This window comes from Roseateles sp. P4_D2 (assembly GCF_056401875.1).
In genome coordinates this window covers 309,292-328,899 of record NZ_JBFUIM010000001.1, presented here as the reverse complement: position 1 = coordinate 328,899, position 19,608 = coordinate 309,292, and the positions used below count along the sequence as shown (strand labels likewise).

Genomic DNA, 19,608 nt, shown 5'->3' with positions numbered 1-19,608 from the left:
GGAATTCTGAAAGGAAATTTGGCCGAGGTGGGCGTTGCGCGCCCGCCTCGGCCAATCTGGGTCGCCCGGCGAACGGCCCCGAGGGGCGTTTACCGGGCGGCGGTGCTCATCGCTCAGAAGCGATAGCGAGCACCGACCAGGTAACGGCGGCCCGTCTGGATGGCGGAGATGATCTCGTTCTTGCTGCGGCCATGGGTGCGGATGTAGCCATCGTTCAAGTTCAGCAAGTCGGCCTGCAGGGTCAGGTTCTTGCCAATCTTGTAGCCGATGGACGCGTCCACCTGACCATAGGCCTCGGTGTACCGCGGGTTGTTGCCGTTGTCGTTACCCAAGAGGAACGAATCGCGCCAGTTGTAGGCGGCACGAATCGACCACTGGTCGTTTTCGTAGAAGCCCACCACGTTGGCGGAATCGCTGACACCCACCAGAGGGGACTGCACATCGGTGCTTGACGCGTCGTTGCGGTACTTCAGGCCACTGCGGACCAGCGTGTAGTTGCCCGAGACGCCGAAGCCACTGGTGCTGAACATGTGCTGGAAGTTGAACTCCAGGCCCTTGATGTTGTCGCCACCGGCATTGGACGGCGTCGTGATGTCGAAGATCAGCGGCTGGGCGCCGGGGACCGTGCCCGCAATGTTGCCCTTCAGGAAGTTCGGGTCACTGGCATCGGTGACCGTGACGCCCGGCTGGCCGTTGTAGTTCTTGAAGATGTAGTTGCGCAGCAGCTTGGGACTGTCAGCAGGAATACCCGACGCCCGGGCAGCGTCGAAATACGTGCCACTGGCAGGCTGGTTCAGGCCGGCGAACGTTTGCTGAACCGTTTTCGTGGTGAAGAAGTCGGATACCTTCTTGTAGAAGGCGCCCGCTGCCACATACGACGACTTGGCGTAGTAGTACTCGGCAGACAGGTCCAAGTTCTTGGACTTCAGCGGCTTCAGTGCCGGGTCACCGGTCGAACCGGCGCCGTGGATGTTGTAGCGGCCCGAGTTCGCGTTCAGAGCGACACCGCCCAGCATGTCGCCGAAGTTCGGGCGACCGATGTTGACACCGTAGCTCGCGCGCACCTTGATATCGGACGTCAGGTCGGCATCCCAGTCGATGCTGGGCAGCCAATAGCTGTACTTGCCGTCCTTGGTACCGAAGGTCGTGGTTGCGCCATCGAGCCTCACCTCGTTTTCCGCATACCAGGTGGTGGCGTTGTAGGAGGTGACTTGTGACGAGGACGTGATCTTCGTCTGCTCATAGCGCAGACCGACCGACAGGTTCATCGGGATGGACGTGTCGAACGAGTGGTCCCACTGACCGTAGGCCGCGGTCGACTTCTCGGTGGTGCGCCAATCGTTTCCGTTGGTGAAGTCGGTATACGGCTTGAAGTAGGCATCTGCCTCCGCCGCGCTCAGCGGATTGCCCGGCGGGAGCGACGTCGGACGATACGACTGCGCGTTCTTGACGGCCTGCGCACGCAGTTGGTCGAAGTTCGGCACGAAGAACGTCGGGAACTGGCGCGCGTCGCTGCTGCCAGGAATCCGGCCGTAGAAGCTGGCGATGTTGTACTGGGCGACGGTCATGTCCTTGAACGAGCCTTGCGGGCCGATGCCACCCCAGTCGCCGTGGAAGTTGTTCGAGCCGGCGGAACGATTCTTCAGCTTGGTGAAACCGAGGCCGGCGAGCAGCTTGTCGTCGGCGCTGAGCTTGTAGGTGCCGCTGGCCTGGACCTGATCGACGTCCTGATAGGAAATGTTGTTGGTGAACTGCGAGCCCGTGACGGTGGTCTTGCTGGAGTCGTACTTCAAGCCGGGCGACTGCATGACCGGGAACTTCTGGTCGTAGTACATCGTCGTGTTGCCCTGGTTGAACATTGCCAGGTCAATGACGTTGGTGTCGCCATAAGGGCTGTCCGGATTGGTCCGGGACGTCGAATGGTGAGCGTCGAGATCGATGTTCAGCTTCTCGCTGACCTTCCATGCCGCATTGAAACCGGTGGAGTTCAGCTTGGTCTTGACCGCCTGCTGGGCAGCGTACATCGCGAAGTCGTGCGTGCCGTCCCAGGTGGCCGTCTGGATGATCGGGTCGTAGACCTGGCCCGTGGCGGTGAAGGTCGTGGGCGGCTGGCCATTCAACGGGCCCGAATACGAGGGGCCGAACCAGGAGGAGTTCTCAATGGCGTTCTGCTTGGTCGCGTTGATGGCAATCGTGTGGTCCAGCGTGAACTTCAGTTCCTTCGTCGGGGCGAACTGCAGAACGGCCTGACCGTTGATGCGCTCGCGCTCCAGATCGGTCACGCGGTAACGCACGTCATTCGTGTGCGTCACATAGCCGCTGGTCGGGAAGTTCTTCAGGTTGCCGGCCGGAACACCGTCATACGCCGTACCGGCGGCACCGTTCGTAATCGGCTGAGTTTGCCAACCGTTGCCAGTGAAGGCGTTGTTGGAGCCCGAGTTGCGCTTCGAGTAGTTGCCGCTGATCGAGATGCCGAGCGTGCGGTCCCCGAAGGACGTGCTGTAGATGCCGGAGATTTCTGGCGTGACCTTCGAGCCCGCAATCTCGCCCGGCAGGCGGCCGATCGACTCGTCATAGTTGGCCTTGATGCCGATGCTGGCGATGGTTTCGCGCACATCCAGCGGGCGGGCCGTCTTGACGTTGATGGTGGCGCCGATACCGCCCGTCGGCGACGAGGCACGAGCGGTCTTGTACACCTCCAGCGCGGAAACTGCGTCGGAGGACAGGTTGGCAAAGTCGAAGGCGCGGCCGGCACCATTGGAGGTCGGCATCTGCCGGCCGTTCAGCAGCACCATGTTGAACTGCGGGCCGACGCCGCGAACGGTGACTTGCGAGCCTTCACCGCTCATGTTCCGGTCGATGGACACGCCGGCGATGCGCTGCATCGACTCGGCCAGGTTGGTGTCCGGGAACTTGCCGATGTCTTCAGCCACGATGCCATCGACCAAGCCGCGCGAATCGCGCTTCAGGGTGACAGCGCTGTCAAGGGACCGGCGAATACCCGTGATGACCACGGTCTCCAGGGAGTTGGCAGCAGCCGACGCCGCAGATGCAGGTGCCGCAGCGCCAGCCTGCTGGGCATGCACGGCCGCGGCACCCGTGAGCAACGCGATCGACGAGGCCCACGCAACGGGCTTGAGCCGGATGGACCGCACGGGACCACGCCGAACTTTGGAAATCTGAGGGTGTTTCATTTGTCTCCTTACTTGCTTTAAGCGGCTGTAGCGCCGATTGATGACGACTCTATGGCCCACTGATGCCAGCACTTGGTAGCGTTACCAGCACTCCTCAAAAAAGAGAGTGCCCGTTGCAGGCGCCTGCGTACTGTACGTTTTGGCCTCCCCATGACTCCTGGGGTTTACGCGAGTTGATCTTGCCGTGTGCGCAATCAACAACACCTGCGAAAGCAGCTCTTTCCGGGGTGGCCGGACAGCGAATCGTGCGCTTGCGCGCAACCATCGGGGATGAGCTTTGGTAGCGATCTCAGCATCCTTGCCAAGAGCACATCGATCTGCGGGTCAATTCAAATAGACAACGCTGTCAACAATATCCCAATGTGGCGGAGGATTCAATTGCGTGCGCAGTCTGGTTTTCCCGGAATGGGGACAGAAAGCCCAAGATGGTTCACTTGGGCACCAGAGGGGTGCCTCTGGTTTCAGTGCAGGTACGGCGCCCGTGATGAGTTGTCCAAAAGCAACGCAGTGGAGAAAGCAGGCTCAGGCCAGGTCCAGCCGGTAGCCCACGCCGTACACCGAAGCGATGCATTCCTGGGCTGGCTCCAGCGCCGCCAGCTTGCGGCGGATGTTCTTGATGTGGCTGTCGACAACCCGGTCGGACACGTCGCGGAAGTCCTCGTGGATGAGGTCCAGCAGTTGCGACCGTTCGAAAACGCGCCCCGGCTGTTGCAGCAGCTGGCGCAACAGGCGGAACTCCACCGGCGTCAACGACAGCGCCTGCTCCTGCCAGACGATGCGCTGGCCCGCCTCATCCACCGCAAAGCCGCCACCCGCCGGCACCAGTGTGGCCGGCGCCAGCCGTCCCTGGGCGCGGCGCAGCAGGGCCTTCACGCGGGCCACGAGTTCGCGCGGGCTGAAGGGCTTGCAGACGTAGTCGTCCGCGCCCAGTTCCAGGCCAAGCAGCCGGTCCAGTTCCTCGACACGGGCGCTGTTGATGAGGATGGGCACGTCGCTGAACATGCGCACGGCGCGGCAGACCTCCAGGCCGTCCAGCCCGGGCAGCATGACGTCCAGCAGCACCGCCGCCGGCATCGGGCCGGTCTTGAGCCTCTCCAGCGCCTGGCGGCCATCGGCCAGCCATTCGCTGCGGTAGCCGGCGGCCTGCAGATAGTCCCGCACCAGGGCCGCCAGCTTGGGCTCGTCCTCGACGATCAGGATGAGATCGCTCATAGGCCATTTCCCTCGGGTTTGAGCGGCAGTGTCAGCACCATGGCCAGGCCGCCCAGCGTCGAGGCCTCGGCGTGCAGGCGGCCGCCATGGGCCAGCGCGATGGCACGGGCGATGGCCAGGCCCAGGCCCGAGCCGCCAAAGGCGCGACTGCGCGAGGGGTCGACACGGTAGAGCGGGTCGAACAGACGGTCCAGCTCGGCCTCCGCCACGCCGGGCGGTGTGTCTTCGATGCGGATCTCGATGGCCGTGCCCAGCGAGCGCGCCGACACCTGCAGCAGGCCGGGAGCTTCGGTGTAGCGCAGGCTGTTCTCAAGCAGATTGGCCAGCAGTTGAGAGACTCGCACCGCATCCCAGCACGCGGCCGGCAGCACCTGCGGCAAGGGCGCCTCGATGACCAGGCCCCGCGCCCTGGCACGCGGCGCGACGCGCTCAAGGGCCGCCTGCAGCAGCGCAACCGGCGCCACGGGCTCGAACTCGCAAGGCAGGGACCGCAGCTCCGACGTGGCCAGCAGATGGAAGTCTTCAACCAGGCGGGAAAGGCGCTTGATCTCTTCCTGCAGCGAGGTGAGCGCCGTGCTGTCCAGCGGCCGTATGCCGTCCACCAGCGCCTCGACCTCGCCACGCAGCACGGCCAGCGGCGTGCGCAACTCGTGGGAGAGCTCGGCGATCCAACGCTGGCGGCTGCTCTCCAGTCGCTGCAGCGCCTCGGCCATGCCGTTGATGTCCGCGTGCAGGCCTGTGATCTCGCTGGCGCCGCCGCCATCGCGGGGCGCGGGCAGGCGCACGTCGAACTCGCCCGCCGCGATCCGCCGTGCCGCAACCTGGGCCTCGGCCAATGGCCGCGCCCAGCGCACGGCGAGCAGCCGTGCCAGCACCAAGGCCACGATGAGGACACCTCCGACCACAACGCCCAAGCCGATGTACTGCCGTCGCAGGAAACTGGCGTCCACCCCCTCGGCCGGCCCGGCACGTTCCGCCAGCCGCAGCACGGCCAGCGTCTGGCCATTGAGCTTGATGGCGCGGGTCTGGCCGGGGCGGCCCAGCGTCTCGCGGCGGCCCGCCAGCGGGGTGATGCCATCGGCAGCCAGCACAACGACGCGTGGGCCGAAATTGGAAGGATCGCGGCGCGGCGGTGGTGGGTCGCGGCGCGGGTCAGGCGGCGGGCGGCGGCCCTCGGGATCGCCGCGCTCCGGTGGCGGTGGATCATCGGACCGGCCGCCCGGCGGTGGTCCCTCGGCGGGACCGCCATGCCCCGTCGACACGCGCACGGTGTCCAGCCAGTCACGCAACGCCGGGCGCCAGTCCTGCGGCGCCCCGCCGCGCCGGGCCAGGTCTCGCTCGGCGGCTTCCATCAGCCGCGTCAGGTGCTCGCCGTCCTGAGCCTGCAGATAGTCACTGAAGCCGGCACGCAGATTCCAGACCACGAGACCGGCCACGGCCGCGACGGCCGCCAGCGCGATGGTGATGAGAAGCAGAGACAACTGGTGGACAAGACGCATGTGCGCATCTTGCCGGGCAACTGTGGAGCCGGCCTTCACAGTTTCTCCATGCTGGGCCCACGCTCGGCCGGGAAGCTCGCGGCATGCCAACGAAGGAGACCGCCATGCCCGCCCGCCACATCCTGCTGCCCGCAACGCTGCTCTGCCTGCTCGCTGGCTGCGGCGGCGGCGCTGGCGGCGCCGCTGCCGACGCCAGCGCCGATGCCGCCGCCCAGCGCCCACCCCGCACGCCTTTGCCAGCGCCCGTTCCCGTGCCGACGCTGGCCCAGGTCGGCGACCGGTTGTTCGAGGAGGTCAGCCTCTCCGCCAGCGGCAAGCTGGCTTGCGCCAGCTGCCACGTCGAGGCGCGCGGCCATTCGGATGCAACCGGCAGCTTCCTGCCCCTGGGTGGTGCCGACGGCACCCACCAGGGCCTGCGCAGTTCGCCCAGCGCTCGTTACCTCGATCAGGCCGGCGCCTTTGGGTTTGACGCCCAGGGCCGGCCGCGCGGCGGGCTGTTCTGGGATGGCCGCGCCAACAACCGCAGCGAGCAGGCGCGCGGGCCACTGTTCAATGCTGACGAGATGGCCAATGCCGACGTCGCCGCGCTGGCAACCCGGTTGCGCGCCCTGCCCTATTCGGCCGACCTGCGTGCCGCAGCCAATCTGCCGGCCGCCGCGACTGACAACCAGTTGGTCGACGCCGCCGTCACCGCACTCGCCCGCTACCAGGCCGATGACGCCAGGTTCCATCCGTTCACAAGCAAGTTCGACGCGGTCCAGGACGGCCGCACCACCTTCACCGCCCAGGAGCAGCGCGGCCTCAATCTGTTCAACGACCCGCAGCGCGGCAACTGCGCCAGCTGCCATGACAGCCGGCCTGTTCAAATCCAGCCAGGCCTGAACCGCGCCCTGTTCACCAACTTCAGCTATCACGCCCTCGGCGTGCCGCGCAACCAGAGCCAGGCCACCGCCAATCCGGCCTTCTTCGATCTCGGCCTGTGCGCCCGCAGCGACCTCGCTGGCCGCGCCGACCTGTGCGGCATGTTCCGCACGCCGACGCTGCGCAACGTCGCCTTGACGGGACCGTACTTCCACAACGCCCGCTTCGCCACGCTCGAAGACGCCGTCGCCTTCTACGCCACGCGTGACCTCGATCCGGCGCGCTGGTACCCGACCGTCAACGGACAGGCCCTGGTCTATAACGACCTGCCCGCCCTCTACCACGGCAATGTCCAGCAAGGCGCACCCTTCCGGCGCGCCGGCCAGCCGCCGGCCCTGACCGCCCAGGACGTGACCGACGTTGTCGCCTTCCTGCGCACGCTCAGCGACGGTTTCACGACAGCGCCGGCAGCACAGTGAAGGGGCCCGTTCCAGAGAAGAAACTGCTAGAGTCACGGAGAGGTAACTTGGTTACTTCTCCTATAGCAATTCCTTCTCGGACGACCTGCCATGCCCTCACGAGCCGCTCCTGCCCGCCAAGAGATCGACAAAAAGGCCGACAAGAATGAACCGCTGGTGGCCGACATCCGGCTGCTCGGGCGCATCCTCGGCGACGTCATCCGCGAACAGGAGGGGCGCGAGGCCTACGAGCTCGTCGAGCGCATCCGCCAGCTGTCCGTGGCCTATCGCCACAAGCACGACAAGGAGGCCGGCAAGCGCTTCGACAAGCTGCTGAAGAGCCTGTCCGGCGAGCAGGCCGTCAGCGTCATCCGCGCCTTCAGCTATTTCTCGCATCTGGCCAACATCGCCGAGGATCGTCACCACATCCGCCGCCGCGACGTGCACGAGCGCGCCGGCAGCCTGCAGCCCGGCTCGCTGGCCTATTGCCTGGAGCATCTGCACGAGGCCGGCATCCGCCCGACCGAGATCGCCGAGGTGCTCAAGCGCGGCTTCATCTCGCCGGTGCTGACGGCCCACCCGACCGAGGTGCAGCGCAAGAGCATCCTGGACGCCGAGCGCGCCGTGGCCGGCCTGTTGGAAGCTCGCGACCGCGCGGGCACGGAGCGTGAGCTGCGCGACACCGAGGGCCTGCTGCGCGCCCGCATCACCCAGCTCTGGCAGACCCGCATGCTGCGCTACTCCAAGCTGACGGTGGCCGACGAGATCGAGAACGCGCTCTCCTACTACCAGTCCACCTTCCTGCGCCAGATTCCCAAGCTCTATGCCGAGCTGGAGGAGCACCTGCCCGGCGAGCAACTGCCCAGCTTCCTGCGCATGGGCAACTGGATCGGCGGCGACCGCGACGGCAACCCCAACGTCGGCGCCGTGACGCTCAAGCGCGCCATGCAGCGCCAGAGTGAGGTGGCGCTGCGCCACTACCTGACCGAGCTGCACGAGTTGGGCGCGGAGCTGTCCATCTCGCTACACCTGACGGGCGTCTCTGCCGACATGCAGAAGCTCGCCGAGCGCAGCCCCGACCAGAACGTCCATCGCATGGACGAGCCTTACCGCCGTGCGCTGACGGGCATGTATGCCCGCCTGGCCGCCACCCTGCATGCGCTGACCGGCACCGAGGCGCTGCGCCATGCCGTCGCGCCGCAAGACCCCTATCGCACACCCGATGAGCTGCTGGCCGACCTGCGCATCATCGAGGCCTCGCTGAAGAGCCACCATGCCGAAGCGCTGATCGCACCGCGGTTGAGCCCGCTGGTCCGCGCCGTGCAGGTGTTCGGTTTCCACCTCGCCACGCTGGACCTGCGCCAGAGCAGCGACCAGCACGAGCTGGTGCTGGCGGAGTTGCTGGCCACGGCCCGGATCGAGGCCGACTACCCGGCGCTCGATGAAGCCGCCAAGCGCGAACTGCTGCTGAAGCTGCTGAACGACGCCCGCCCGCTGCGCGTCATCGGCGCGAGCTATACCGACAAGACGCTGTTCGAACTCGCCACCTTCGAAGCCGCCCGCGAGGCCCTGGCCCGCTTCGGCCGCGAGGCGCTGCGCCACTACATCATTTCGCACACCGAGTCGGTGTCCGACCTGCTGGAAGTGGCCCTGCTGCTGAAGGAAACCGGCCTGCTGCGCGGCGTGCTGACCGAGTATGCGGTCAGCGACCTCATCATCGTGCCGCTGTTCGAGACCATTGGCGACCTGCGCGTCGCGCCGGACATCATGCGCGAGTTCTACGCCCTGCCCGGCGTGCGCGGCCTGGTGGACCGTTCGAGCGGCGAGCAGGACATCATGCTGGGCTACTCAGACAGCAATAAGGACGGCGGCATGTTCACGTCGTCCTGGGAGCTCTACCGCGCCGAGATCGCGCTGGTCGAGCTGTTCGACGAATTGAAGCGCGTCGGCCCCATCACGCTGCGCCTCTTCCACGGCCGTGGCGGCACCGTCGGCCGCGGCGGCGGCCCGAGCTATCAGGCCATCCTGGCCCAGCCTCCCGGCACCGTGAACGGCCAGATCCGCCTGACCGAGCAGGGCGAGGTCATCGCCTCCAAGTACGCCCACCCGGAGATCGGCCGGCGCAACCTGGAAACGCTGGTGGCCGCCACGCTGGAGGCCACGCTGCTGCATCCGACGCAAAGTGCACCCAAGGGCTTTTTGCAGGCCGCACAGGCGCTGTCGGACGCAAGCTTCGACGCCTACCGCGGTCTCGTCTACGACACGCCCGGCTTTGCCGACTACTTCTTCGCCAGCACGCCGATCCGCGAGATCGCCGAGCTGAACATCGGCTCACGCCCGGCCTCACGCAAGGCTACGCGCGCCATCGAAGACCTGCGCGCCATCCCCTGGGGCTTCTCCTGGGGCCAGGCCCGCGTCGCCCTGCCCGGCTGGTGCGGCTTCGGCTCCGGCGTGGAGGCCTTCCTCGGCGAAGAGCCGGCACAGCGCGCCAAGAACCTGGCCCTGCTCAAGCGCATGCTCAAGGGCTGGCCCTTCTTCCGCGCGCTGCTGTCCAACCTCGACATGGTGCTGGCCAAGACCGACCTGGCCCTGGCCGAGCGCTACGTGGAACTGGTGGAGGACAAGAAGCTCGGCAAGCGCATCTTCACGGCCATCCGCGCCGAGTTCGACCTCACGCAAGCGGCGCTGAGCCTCATCACCGGCGACGACAAGCGCCTGGCGGCCAACCCGTCGCTGGCCCGCTCCATCGAGCACCGCTTTCCCTACATCGATCCGCTCAACCATCTGCAGGTCGAGCTGATGCGCCGCTACCGCCGCACCCAGGCCGACGACCCGGCCATGGAGCGCGTGCAGCGCGGCATCCATCTGTCCATCAACGGCATTGCGGCGGGGCTGCGCAACACCGGTTGAAGCGCACGCCCCCGACCGCGTCGCCTGGACGCTAGCGCTGGTAGGCCGCCAGCGTGTCGCCAACGACGCGCACCGTGTCGCCCACACGGAAAGACGGCGGGTCGGCATAGACAACCGTGCGCTGCTGGCCGTCGTTCGTGCGCACCACCACTTCATACTGCGTGCGCTCGCTGTTGCGCTTCTGGATCTCGCGGCCCAGCAGCGCGCCGCCCACTGCTCCGGCCACGCCCGCGGCCGTGCGGCCATCGCCCTTGCCGAACTGGCTGCCCACCACCGCGCCCAGCACGCCGCCGGCCACCGTGCCCAGCACGCGGCCCTCGCCGTCGACCTGCACGGCATTCACGGCCTGCACGGTCGCGCAGTCATAGCAGGCCTCGGCGCGGCGCGGCGGCAGGTTCACACTGGCATACGCATTGGGCACGCTGCTGCGCACGCTGCGGTCCCCCAGGCGCAACTGGGCCGTCAAAGGCCGCTCGGTATCCACCCAGGCGCCGCGCGGCAGCACATAGGTGCCGGCATATTCGCCGGGGCGAACTTCCTCAAGGACGATGTTGCGCGTCTCGCTGCCCTGCAGCAGCACGGAGGCCTGGCCACCTGGTGTGCCACGCAAGGTGTAGCGCAGCGCCTCAGCGCGGCCACGGCCGCGTTCGCGCACAACATCCATGGACTGGATCTCCGGCCGCAGGGCCGTCTCGCCCGGCACCGGCCAGCCCGCCTGCAGCGCTTCGCCCAGCAGCGCCGTCGTGACGCGGTTGTCACGGCGCAGATTGGCATGCACCCGCGAATCCGGCCCGATGCGGTCCGAGCGGCCGATGATGTAGCTGCCCTGATAGCGGCCCGCGCTGGTCTCGTCCAGGCGCACCGTGCGCCGGCTGCCGTCGATCTGCAGCAGCACGTTTGCCCCCGGCGTGCCCCAGACCGTGAAGTTCAGCTCGGCGCCCGGCTCGAGGCGGTCGACCTGTTCGACGTCAAAGCCCGTCACGCGCAGCATCGCCACCTGGCTGCTGCGCTGCTGCGCCTGGGCTGGCTCGGCCAGGAAGGGCGTGCCGGCCACCAGCGCGCAGGCCAGGGCCGTTGCCGAGAAATGCTTGGCGTGCTTCATTGCGCGCTCCTGTTGATTGGGGAGCCCCAGCCTAGGCGCCACCGCAGTGCAGCAAACATCGGCCTGCGGCCTGCTCACGGGTAGGCCCATACCTACATGCGAGTGGGTTCGTGATCCCCTGCGCCGAGCTCCGGCGCGGCGGCCTGAAACGAATGAAACAAACGCCCGGCCCTCCGCAGCCCGCTTGAAACACGGGCACCGGAGGATGCCGCCACACACCGGAGATCGCCATGACCGAGCCCCACGCCACCCCCGTCGTCTGCCTGCACTCCAGCGCCGCCAGCGGCAAGCAATGGCGCCGCCTCGTTGCCCAGGGTGGTGACGCCTGGCAGTGGCACACGCCCGATCTCTACGGCCATGGCGGCCGACCCGACTGGCCGGAGCTGATGCCCAACCAGCTGTCGGTCGAAGCCAACGGCGCGCTGGCCGGCTTGCCGTTCGCACCCAACCAGGGCTTTCATCTCGTCGGCCACAGCTATGGGGGCGCCGTCGCCCTGCAGATGGCACTGCAGCAGCCGCAGCGCGTGCTGTCGCTGACCTTGTACGAACCCGTGGCCTTCGGCGTGCTGCCAGCCCTGGGTCCGAACGAGCCGGAGTGGGAGGAAATCAGCACGGTCGCCGCCACGCTGGGTGCCGCACTCGACCGCAGCGACGATTTCGGCGCCGCGCGCGGTTTCTGCGCCTATTGGCAGGGCCGCGACGTCTGGCCCGAGATGGACATCGCCGCGCAGCTGCGTATCGCCGAAGCCATGCCGACGGTGCGCCGCCATTTCGAAGCCTTGTTCGCCGCGCAATGGAGCGACAGCCTGCTGGACCTGCTGCGCATGCCGGTGCAGCTGATCTGCGGCAGCGCCACCCGCGCCAGTGCGCGGCGCGTGGCGCAGAGCCTGTCAGTGCGCCTGCCGCTGGTGAAGCTGCAGATGCTGGAAGGCGCGGGCCACATGGCGCCGATTGCCGAGGCGGGGCGGGTCAATGCGCTGATCCTGGAGAGCCTGAGGGCGATGCAGCGGGTACCAGCAGGTTGACTCAACCCTTGCTGGCAGAAGCTGGCTGGCGCGGCGTGGCCATGATGCGCGCCAGGACGGCCGAACCGGCACTCGACGCCGCCGGTAGGCCGTCACCCCGGCTGCCACGATCCCAAACCAGCGATGCGTCCGTGCAGTCATGCCGTCAACATAGGCAAGGCCGGCCGCCTCAGGGTGGCGCGGATGCCGGCCTGTCCTTCATCACCGTGCGGGCATAGGCCAGCTCGCCCTGGCGAGCCAGCAGGGCGAGCTGTCGCCCCATGCGGCTGAGGCCGCCACAGTTGGGCTCTTTCAACCACCGCATCGAGTCTGCCGCCATCGCCTCAAGGACCCGGTTGCCCTCATCGCGCTGCAGAGCCTTGGCGCTGTGCACCAGGCCGACGCGCTCCTCCAGCCTGTACAGCAGGCTGGCTTCGATGAGCTCCGTCGTCATCTCGGGCAGGCGTCGCACGGCTTGCTCGCAAAGCTGGCGCCTGTTGGCATCACCGAGCGTTTCGGGGCGGCAGGCGCGCGAGATCTCGAAGTGCGGGCTTTGCATGATGGCCATGTCTTTCCCAAGCACCATCATCAGAGCCATGGCCTCCTCCGGCGTCGGCTCGGCCGCCGCGACTTCGGCCATGGCGATGGATAGCGGCCTGAATGGCGGGGCCGTGCGGGCACGCTGGGCGAATTGATAGAGGGCCTGGGAAACACCCGCTGCGTCGCCACGCTGCTGGCTGTCCTGCATGCGGGCTTGCCAGGGCCAGGCGTCGCCAGGGTTGAGCAGCTCCAGCCTTTCCAGGGTCAGTGCGGCACAGGCCGTCGGCAGAGGACCGGGGGCCTGCGGTTCTGTCAGAAACACGCCACTGGGATTCGACGCCGGCGGCAAAGGCGGCCTGGCGACAGCAACTCGGCGGGCTGCATCGTTGCGGCAGGCGCTCAGTGCCAGGCGATAGGCTGCCGCGTCGGTGGTCGTGGCCGCGAGCGCGGCGGCCGCCTGCACGTCGTCACGCAGCACGGCGGCGGAGATACGCTGCCCCGGGCTACCCGCCTCCAAACGCCTGAGCAGGCTGGCCCTGCCCTCCTCGGCCTGCCGCTCCCAGACCTGCGCCCAAGGCGGCGGCTCCTCGCTCTTGCCATCCATGTCGGCACGCTTCACCCGGCCGAAGCCGCAGACCTCGACGAATTCCTTCGACTCGGCGCCCGCCGGCCCGCTGGCCTGTGGCTGCACCGCGGAGGCCGCGATGGACCGCGCGGCCGCAGTCGCCAGCGCTGGCACCGGCGTCGAGCTGGCCGCGACCGATGGCGCGGCGACTGGCGCCGCCGAGCTGGGCTGCGGTGGCCGCCACACCCGCCACCCGGCCAGGCCGCCGGCAGTCGCCAACATCAGCAGGCCCAACGCCAGCCACCTCCTGCCTCGCCTCAACGCGCCTGCCCCGCCAGTGCCTCGCGCACCGCCGCCACCTGGCGGCGCGACACGGCCAGCCATTCGTCGACATGGACGACGCGCACCGCCCAGCTGTCGGCCACCTCGGCGGAGTCACCGCCATCCAGCTCACCGAAGGATGTCGGCGCGTGGCGCTCCAGTTCGCGCACGGCCCAGCGCGCCACCAGCGCGTTGCGGTGCACGCGCAGGAAGCGCTCGCCGAAGCGCTGCTCCAGGTCGGACAGGGCCCCGTCCATCACATGGCTTTCGCTGGCGGTGCGCAGCGTCAGGTATTTCAGTTCGGCCTTGAAATACAGCACCTCCGCGATCGGCACGCGCAGCAGGCGGCCCCGGTCGGTCAGCGTGACGAAGTCAGCCATATCAGGAGCGCCGGGCGCGCCGGGCGTGTCCAACGGCTGCTGGGCCTGGGCGGCGCCCCGCTCGGCCAGGCGCTGCGCGGCGCGGGCCAGGGCGGCCTGCAAGCGCTCGCGGCGCACGGGCTTGGTCAGATAGTCCAGCGCGTCGAGTTCGAAGGCGCGCAGCGCATGCATGGCATGGGCCGTGACGAAAATGATCAGCGGCGCCGGCAGGCCGGGCTGATCCGCCTGACGCTGGGCCAGGCTGTCGGCGAGCTGCAGGCCGTCGGCGCCGGGCATCTGCACGTCCAGCAGCACGATGTCGCAGCCATGTTCGCGCAGCCAGGCCGCGGCCTGGGAACCGGTGGCCGCCTCGGCGACGACCTCGCAGCGCGGTTCCTGGATGGCGTCGACTAGACCGCGCAGGCGCAGCCGGGCCAAGGGTTCGTCGTCGACGAGGAGGACGCGCAGGGCTGTGGTCATAACGGCACCAGGATACGCAAGGAAAAGCGCTGCTCGGTGGATTCGATCTCGAAGCGAGCCGCGACATCGTGCATCAGCTTCAGCCGCTGGCGCACATTGCGCAGGGCCAGGCCATGGCCGGCCGTTCGCGTCGGCCCGCCGACGGTGTTGACGATGCGGATCTCGACCTCGGCGCCGCGGCGCATCGTGGTGACCTCCAGCTCGCCGCCCTCGTCATTGGGCTCGACACCATGGCGCACGGCGTTCTCCACCAGCGGCTGCAGCAGCAGCGGCGGTACGCGCACGCTGTTCGCCTCGGGATCCAGATGCCAGACGATGCGCAGCCGCTTGCCGAAGCGGATCTGTTCGATGGCAAGGTAGCGGCGCGCCAGCTCGACCTCCTCGGCCAGCGTGACCGAGGCGCTGGCGTCGGCCAGGGCCACGCGGAAAAGCTCGGCAAGATCCTCCAGCACGCTCTCGGCGCGCGCCGGGTCGATCTGCACGAGAGCGATGGCGCTGTTCAGCGTGTTGAACAGGAAGTGCGGCCGGATGCGCGACTGCAGCTCGACAAGCTGGGCCAGGGCGTCGGCCGGGCGCTGGGTGTGCTCGCGCATCTTGAGCCAGGCCAGCAGCAGGGCCGCGCCGCTGGCGCCGCAGACGGCGATGCTGGCGATGCGCCAGGCGCCGGCCGGGTCTTCGCTCGTCAGGCTCAGAAGGCCAAAGCCCATCAGGGCACCGACGGCGCCGAGCAGCATCAGTGCGCCCCACTGCACCGGCTCGGGCAGCCGCGGCCACAGCCGCTTGGCCGCGCAGACGACGAGCAGCCAGGACAGCACGGCGAACATCGTCACGACCGTGCCGTTGGCCGTCAGCGTCAGCCATTGGCCGGCATCGCGCGCGACGACCGCTCCCCCCAGGGCCAGCAACAGCTGCACGCCAAGCACGGCGCGCAGCACCAGGCCAACGTGGCAGACATCGAAGGCGCGCGTCGGGTCCAGCAGCGGCGCCTTGTTGAGCTCGGGCAGTTCAGGCAGCTCGGTGGCCGCGAAGCCCAGCCATTGGCTGAGCTGCATGGACTCGTGCCAGACGCTGTGGTGCGCTGGCGCGCGACGCTTGAAGAAGGGCATGTGGGGCTCGGATTTGTTGGCGTTCGATAATCCCGGGCTGCGCCTGCATTTTGCGCGCTGAATTCCGCCGCCCGCCTCATCTCAGTCATGTCAGACAACCAACTCGCGAATAAGTCCCAAGCCTGGTCCGCCCTCTTCTCAGAGCCGATGAGCGATCTGGTCAAGCGCTACACGGCCAGCGTCGGCTTCGACCAGCGCCTGTGGCGGGCCGACATCGCCGGCAGCCTCGCTCATGCCGAGATGCTGGCGGCCCAGGGCATCCTGAGCGCCGAGGATCACGACGCCATCCAGCGCGGCCTGAACGAGATCGCCGCCGAGATCGAGGCCGGCCAGTTCGAGTGGAAGCTGGACCTGGAGGACGTGCACCTCAACATCGAGGCGCGGCTGACCGAGCGCGTCGGCATTGCCGGCAAGCGACTGCACACCGGCCGCAGCCGCAACGACCAGGTCGCGACCGACGTGCGCCTGTGGCTGCGCGGCGAGATCGACGAGATCAGCGGCCTGCTCAAGGCTCTGCAGACCGTGATGGTGGAAAAGGCCAGCGAGCATGCCGATGTCATCCTGCCCGGCTTCACGCACCTCCAGGTGGCGCAGCCGGTCAGCTTCGGCCACCACCTGCTGGCCTATGTGGAGATGTTTGCCCGCGATGCCGAGCGTATGGGGGACACGCGCAAGCGCGTCAACCGCCTGCCGCTGGGCGCGGCCGCGCTGGCCGGCACCAGCTATCCACTGGACCGCGAGCGCGTCGCGAAGACGCTGGGCATGGAGGGCGTGTGCCAGAACAGCCTGGATGCGGTGAGCGACCGCGACTTCGCGATCGAGTTCTCGTCGGCCGCCACGCTGGTGATGCTGCACATCTCGCGGCTGTCCGAGGAGCTGATCCTGTGGATGAGCCAGAACTTCGGCTTCATCGCCCTGCCCGACGCCTTCTGCACCGGCTCGTCGATCATGCCGCAGAAGAAGAACCCCGACGTGCCCGAACTGGCGCGCGGCAAGACGGGCCGCGTTGTCGGCCACCTCGTCGGCCTCGTCACGCTGATGAAGGGCCAGCCCCTGGCCTACAACAAGGACAACCAGGAAGACAAGGAGCCCTTGTTCGACACGGTGGACACGCTGAAGGACACGCTGCGCATCTTTGCCGACATGCTGGCCGGCCTGACCGTCAAGCCCGAAGCCATGCGCGCCGCGGCGCTGAAGGGCCATGCGACCGCGACCGACCTGGCCGACTACCTCGTCAAGAAGGGCGTGGCCTTCCGCGATGCGCACGAGGTGGTCGCCCATGCGGTGAAGACGGCGACGGCCAAGGGCGTGGACCTGGCCGCGCTGACGCTTGAAGAACTGAAGACCTTCGATGCCCGCGTCGAGGCCGATGTGTTCGACGTGCTGTCGCTGGAGGGCTCGCTGAACGCCCGCAATGTGCTGGGCGGCACGGCGCCGGCCCAGGTTCGCGCCCAGGTGGCCCGCCACCGCGCGCGGCTGGTTTGAGCTGGCTCAACACGCCCTTGTCGCGCCTCACTAGCATCCCCGCATGACTACGCTTGCCTGGACCGACAAACTGGTCCTGAACCAGCCTACGCTGGACACGACCCACGAAGAGTTCGTCGGCCTGCTGAACGCCTTCGGCGCCGCACTGGACGCCGGCATCGACGCCCTGCCCGCCTACCACGCGCTGCTGGCTCACACCGAGGCTCACTTCGCGATGGAGGAGGACTGGATGGCGCGCTGCGGCTTCGAGGCGCAGAACTGCCATGCCAGCCAGCACGCCATGGTGCTGAACGTGATGCGCGAGGCGCTGCGCTATGCCAATGAGCTGGACGACCGCGAACCGCTGAACATCCTGCGCACGGAGCTGGCCGGCTGGTTCCCCCAGCACGCCGAGATGATGGACGCGGCCCTGGTGTTCACGATGGAGCAGCGCGGCTTCGACCCGGTGACGGGCGAATGCCGCGAACTGGCGGCAGAAACCGCCGCGAGCCACAGCTGTGGCTCGGGCGGTAGCTGCGCCTGACTACTTCTTCAGGTACTCGAAGAACGCCTGCGAGTTGGACTCGCGGCCGAGGAAGTCCTTGACCAGCTCCGGCGCCGGCTTCTGTGCGCCCTGGCCCAGCACCAGGTCGCGGTAGCGCTTGCCGACTTCGGGGCTCAGCTTGTCGGCCGCAAACGCCGTGCGCAGGTCCATGGCGACGACCAGGCTCCACAAATAGCCGTAGTACCCGGCGCCATAGCTGCCGGCGATATGGGCAAAGCCGGCCGGGAACATCGTGCCCTGCACGTGGCCCAACGGCGTGGCGCCTTCCATCTTGGCCCACAGCGGCATGGGTTCGGGCTTGGCTTGCTGGTGCAGCGTGATGTCGTAGCTGGCATACAGATGCTGGCGGCCGAACTGGCCACCCTTGCCGTAGTGCTTGGCGGCCTCGGCCTGGTCCACCATCGCGTCCGGCACGGGCTTGCAGGTCGGGCAGACCTCCTGCATCAGCTTGAGCACCTTCTTGTCATAGACCCAGTCCTCCAGCATCTGCGACGGCGCCTCGACGAAGTCATGCATGACACTGGTGCCCGCAGTAGCCGCATAGCGCGTGCTGGACAGGTTCACATGCACCGCATGGCCCAGCTCGTGCAGCAGGGTCTCGACCTCGTCCAGCGTCAGGCCGTTGCGGTCGAAGTTGACGACGAGCGCCGCCACCGGCGTGCGGCCAATGCGCGTCGCGCTGCCGCGCAGCGGCCAGACGGCCGCGTGGTTGTACTTGCCGTCGCGCGGGTAGAGGTCGACGTAGAGCTGCGCGATGGGCTTGCCCGAAGCGGCGTCGCTGACGACATAGGTCTGGGCCTCGTCCTGCCAGAGCTTGTTGTCGATGCGCTGGTACTTCACGCCCATCAATTTCTCGATGATGTGCATCGAGAACTCCAGGCTGGCCTGGGGCGGGAAGTAGGGGCGGAAGGCATTCTGATCGACGCTGAACTTCTGCAGCTTGACGCGCTCGCTGTAGAAGGTGGCGTCCCAGCGCTCGACCTTGGTCTGCTCCAGCGGCGTGCCCAGGTGCTTGGCCTTGTCGGCACGCAGCTCCTGCAGCTCTGTGTTCTCACGGGCGTTGACGGCATCGGTCACGGAGTCGAGGAAGCGCGTCGCCGTCGTGCCATCCTTGGCCATCTGGCGGCGCAGGTTGAAGTCGACATAGTTGTCGAAGCCGAACAGCTTGGCGTACTCGCCGCGCAGCGTGACGATCTGCGCCAGCAGGTCAAGGTTGCCCTGGCCGCCCTCGTTGACCTTGGCCAGCCACATGCGCTGGCGCGCCTCGCCGCTCTCGGCGCTGCGCATGACCGGCACGTAGCTCGGGTAGTCCACGCCCAGCAGGATGCGGCCCTGCTCGTCGCGCTTGGCCTTTTCCCAGACGCTGGCCGGCACACCCTTGAGTTCGGCCTCGGTGAAGGCCACGCGCGTGCCGGCGTCGCGAATCTTCTTGTTGAACTGCTGGTCCAGCTCGGTCAGCTTGTCCAGGATCTGCTTGGCGCGCTCGCGCTTGGCATGGGCCAAGGCCACGCCGCTGTCCTCGAACTGGCCCGAGGCCAGGCGCACCAGCTCGGCATCGATGGCGTCCTTCTTGGGCGCCTTCTGCAGCGCGCGGTAGACCTTCTCGTTCTGGCCGAAGCTGGAACCGAAGTCGGCCCAGCGCAGCGAGCAGGCCTGGGCGGCGTCGCGCACGGCCTTGGTCGGATGGACGTTGAGGACGAAGTCATTGGGGCCCTGGTTGTCCTCCAGATAGACGGTCAGGTCGTCATAGGCGGCCAGCCAGCCAGCGTCGACCTTGCGCTTCTCCAGCTGCGCAACGCGCTGCCTGGCGCCTTTGAGGCCGGTGTCGCAGCGGGCCTGCACATCGGCGACGCTGCCGAAGGTCGGGAAATTGGGGGCCGGCAGCTTGGGTTGAGCCTGCGCGGCGGCGATCAGCGCCAGGGTGGCGAGCGTGGTCAGGACGGGTTTCATCGCGTCTCCTTGTGGGAA

Annotated in this window: 13 protein-coding genes; 5 read left to right on the top strand and 8 right to left on the bottom strand. The window is 67.7% G+C overall.

Annotated elements, in window-relative coordinates:
• Positions 1-113 precede the first annotated feature (113 nt).
• The 3 genes from AC1DW0_RS01480 to AC1DW0_RS01470 all read right to left on the bottom strand — a co-directional run bounded on the left by AC1DW0_RS01480 (position 114) and on the right by AC1DW0_RS01470 (position 5,905).
• Positions 114-3,194 carry a TonB-dependent receptor gene (locus AC1DW0_RS01480; RefSeq protein ID WP_457445712.1) on the bottom strand — a complete coding sequence of 1,027 codons (3,081 nt, stop codon included), beginning with the start codon at positions 3,192-3,194 and terminating at the stop codon, positions 114-116.
• A 522-nt stretch (positions 3,195-3,716) separates the two neighbouring features.
• On the bottom strand, positions 3,717-4,406 hold the full coding sequence (locus tag AC1DW0_RS01475) for a response regulator (protein ID WP_056195288.1): 690 nt from the start codon (positions 4,404-4,406) through the stop codon (positions 3,717-3,719).
• On the bottom strand, positions 4,403-5,905 hold the full coding sequence (locus tag AC1DW0_RS01470; RefSeq protein WP_477944648.1) for an ATP-binding protein: 1,503 nt from the start codon (positions 5,903-5,905) through the stop codon (positions 4,403-4,405). Before AC1DW0_RS01470 ends, AC1DW0_RS01475 begins: the two co-directional genes overlap by 4 nt.
• A 104-nt stretch (positions 5,906-6,009) precedes the next feature.
• Here AC1DW0_RS01470 and AC1DW0_RS01465 point away from each other — a divergent pair, with 104 nt between their 5' ends.
• Both AC1DW0_RS01465 and ppc read left to right on the top strand, forming a co-directional pair.
• Complete coding sequence (locus AC1DW0_RS01465; RefSeq protein WP_477944646.1) at positions 6,010-7,245, top strand: cytochrome-c peroxidase; 1,236 nt, start codon at positions 6,010-6,012, stop codon at positions 7,243-7,245.
• Positions 7,246-7,335: 90 nt separating this feature from the next.
• On the top strand, positions 7,336-10,134 hold the full coding sequence (gene ppc / locus AC1DW0_RS01460) for a phosphoenolpyruvate carboxylase (RefSeq protein ID WP_056195280.1): 2,799 nt from the start codon (positions 7,336-7,338) through the stop codon (positions 10,132-10,134).
• 31 nt (positions 10,135-10,165) lie between these two features.
• Here the strand turns inward: ppc and AC1DW0_RS01455 are convergent, their stop codons facing one another.
• Entirely contained in the window at positions 10,166-11,236 is a 1,071-nt protein-coding gene (locus AC1DW0_RS01455) for an outer membrane lipoprotein (RefSeq protein ID WP_477944643.1), read from the bottom strand.
• 230 nt (positions 11,237-11,466) lie between these two features.
• Here AC1DW0_RS01455 and AC1DW0_RS01450 point away from each other — a divergent pair, with 230 nt between their 5' ends.
• Entirely contained in the window at positions 11,467-12,261 is a 795-nt protein-coding gene (locus tag AC1DW0_RS01450) for an alpha/beta fold hydrolase (RefSeq protein WP_477944641.1), read from the top strand.
• Between the two features lie 169 nt (positions 12,262-12,430).
• On the opposite strand, the gene AC1DW0_RS01445 is transcribed toward AC1DW0_RS01450, so the two are convergent.
• From AC1DW0_RS01445 to AC1DW0_RS01435, 3 genes are read right to left on the bottom strand one after another with little or no spacing between them, the layout of a single operon-like run.
• On the bottom strand, positions 12,431-13,627 hold the full coding sequence (locus AC1DW0_RS01445) for a hypothetical protein (RefSeq protein WP_477944639.1): 1,197 nt from the start codon (positions 13,625-13,627) through the stop codon (positions 12,431-12,433).
• Between the two features lie 35 nt (positions 13,628-13,662).
• Positions 13,663-14,505 carry a LytR/AlgR family response regulator transcription factor gene (locus AC1DW0_RS01440; protein ID WP_457445719.1) on the bottom strand — a complete coding sequence of 281 codons (843 nt, stop codon included), beginning with the start codon at positions 14,503-14,505 and terminating at the stop codon, positions 13,663-13,665.
• Positions 14,502-15,611 (bottom strand): sensor histidine kinase, encoded by a 1,110-nt coding sequence (locus AC1DW0_RS01435; RefSeq protein ID WP_477944637.1) that lies wholly within the window; start codon positions 15,609-15,611, stop codon positions 14,502-14,504. The genes AC1DW0_RS01440 and AC1DW0_RS01435 overlap by 4 nt, the downstream gene beginning before the upstream one ends.
• Positions 15,612-15,698: 87 nt before the next feature.
• Here AC1DW0_RS01435 and argH point away from each other — a divergent pair, with 87 nt between their 5' ends.
• Positions 15,699-17,096, top strand: coding sequence for an argininosuccinate lyase (argH, locus tag AC1DW0_RS01430; RefSeq protein WP_457445720.1), 1,398 nt, complete (start codon positions 15,699-15,701; stop codon positions 17,094-17,096).
• A gap of 43 nt (positions 17,097-17,139) precedes the next feature.
• Positions 17,140-17,619: a hemerythrin domain-containing protein gene (locus tag AC1DW0_RS01425; protein WP_477944635.1), complete on the top strand. Its 480-nt coding sequence runs from the start codon at positions 17,140-17,142 to the stop codon at positions 17,617-17,619.
• On the opposite strand, the gene AC1DW0_RS01420 is transcribed toward AC1DW0_RS01425, so the two are convergent.
• On the bottom strand, positions 17,620-19,590 hold the full coding sequence (locus AC1DW0_RS01420) for a M3 family metallopeptidase (RefSeq protein ID WP_457392991.1): 1,971 nt from the start codon (positions 19,588-19,590) through the stop codon (positions 17,620-17,622).
• Positions 19,591-19,608 lie beyond the last annotated feature (18 nt).

Bases quoted from the DNA above. Each gene is read 5' to 3' on its own strand.
- AC1DW0_RS01480 (WP_457445712.1), bottom strand. From the start codon at position 3,194: ATGAAACACCCTCAGATTTCCAAAGTTCGGCGTGGTCCCGTGCGGTCC.
- AC1DW0_RS01475 (WP_056195288.1), bottom strand. From the start codon at position 4,406: ATGAGCGATCTCATCCTGATCGTCGAGGACGAGCCCAAGCTGGCGGCC.
- AC1DW0_RS01470 (WP_477944648.1), bottom strand. From the start codon at position 5,905: ATGCGTCTTGTCCACCAGTTGTCTCTGCTTCTCATCACCATCGCGCTG.
- AC1DW0_RS01465 (WP_477944646.1), top strand. From the start codon at position 6,010: ATGCCCGCCCGCCACATCCTGCTGCCCGCAACGCTGCTCTGCCTGCTC.
- ppc (WP_056195280.1), top strand. From the start codon at position 7,336: ATGCCCTCACGAGCCGCTCCTGCCCGCCAAGAGATCGACAAAAAGGCC.
- AC1DW0_RS01455 (WP_477944643.1), bottom strand. From the start codon at position 11,236: ATGAAGCACGCCAAGCATTTCTCGGCAACGGCCCTGGCCTGCGCGCTG.
- AC1DW0_RS01450 (WP_477944641.1), top strand. From the start codon at position 11,467: ATGACCGAGCCCCACGCCACCCCCGTCGTCTGCCTGCACTCCAGCGCC.
- AC1DW0_RS01445 (WP_477944639.1), bottom strand. From the start codon at position 13,627: ATGTTGGCGACTGCCGGCGGCCTGGCCGGGTGGCGGGTGTGGCGGCCA.
- AC1DW0_RS01440 (WP_457445719.1), bottom strand. From the start codon at position 14,505: ATGACCACAGCCCTGCGCGTCCTCCTCGTCGACGACGAACCCTTGGCC.
- AC1DW0_RS01435 (WP_477944637.1), bottom strand. From the start codon at position 15,611: ATGCCCTTCTTCAAGCGTCGCGCGCCAGCGCACCACAGCGTCTGGCAC.
- argH (WP_457445720.1), top strand. From the start codon at position 15,699: ATGTCAGACAACCAACTCGCGAATAAGTCCCAAGCCTGGTCCGCCCTC.
- AC1DW0_RS01425 (WP_477944635.1), top strand. From the start codon at position 17,140: ATGACTACGCTTGCCTGGACCGACAAACTGGTCCTGAACCAGCCTACG.
- AC1DW0_RS01420 (WP_457392991.1), bottom strand. From the start codon at position 19,590: ATGAAACCCGTCCTGACCACGCTCGCCACCCTGGCGCTGATCGCCGCC.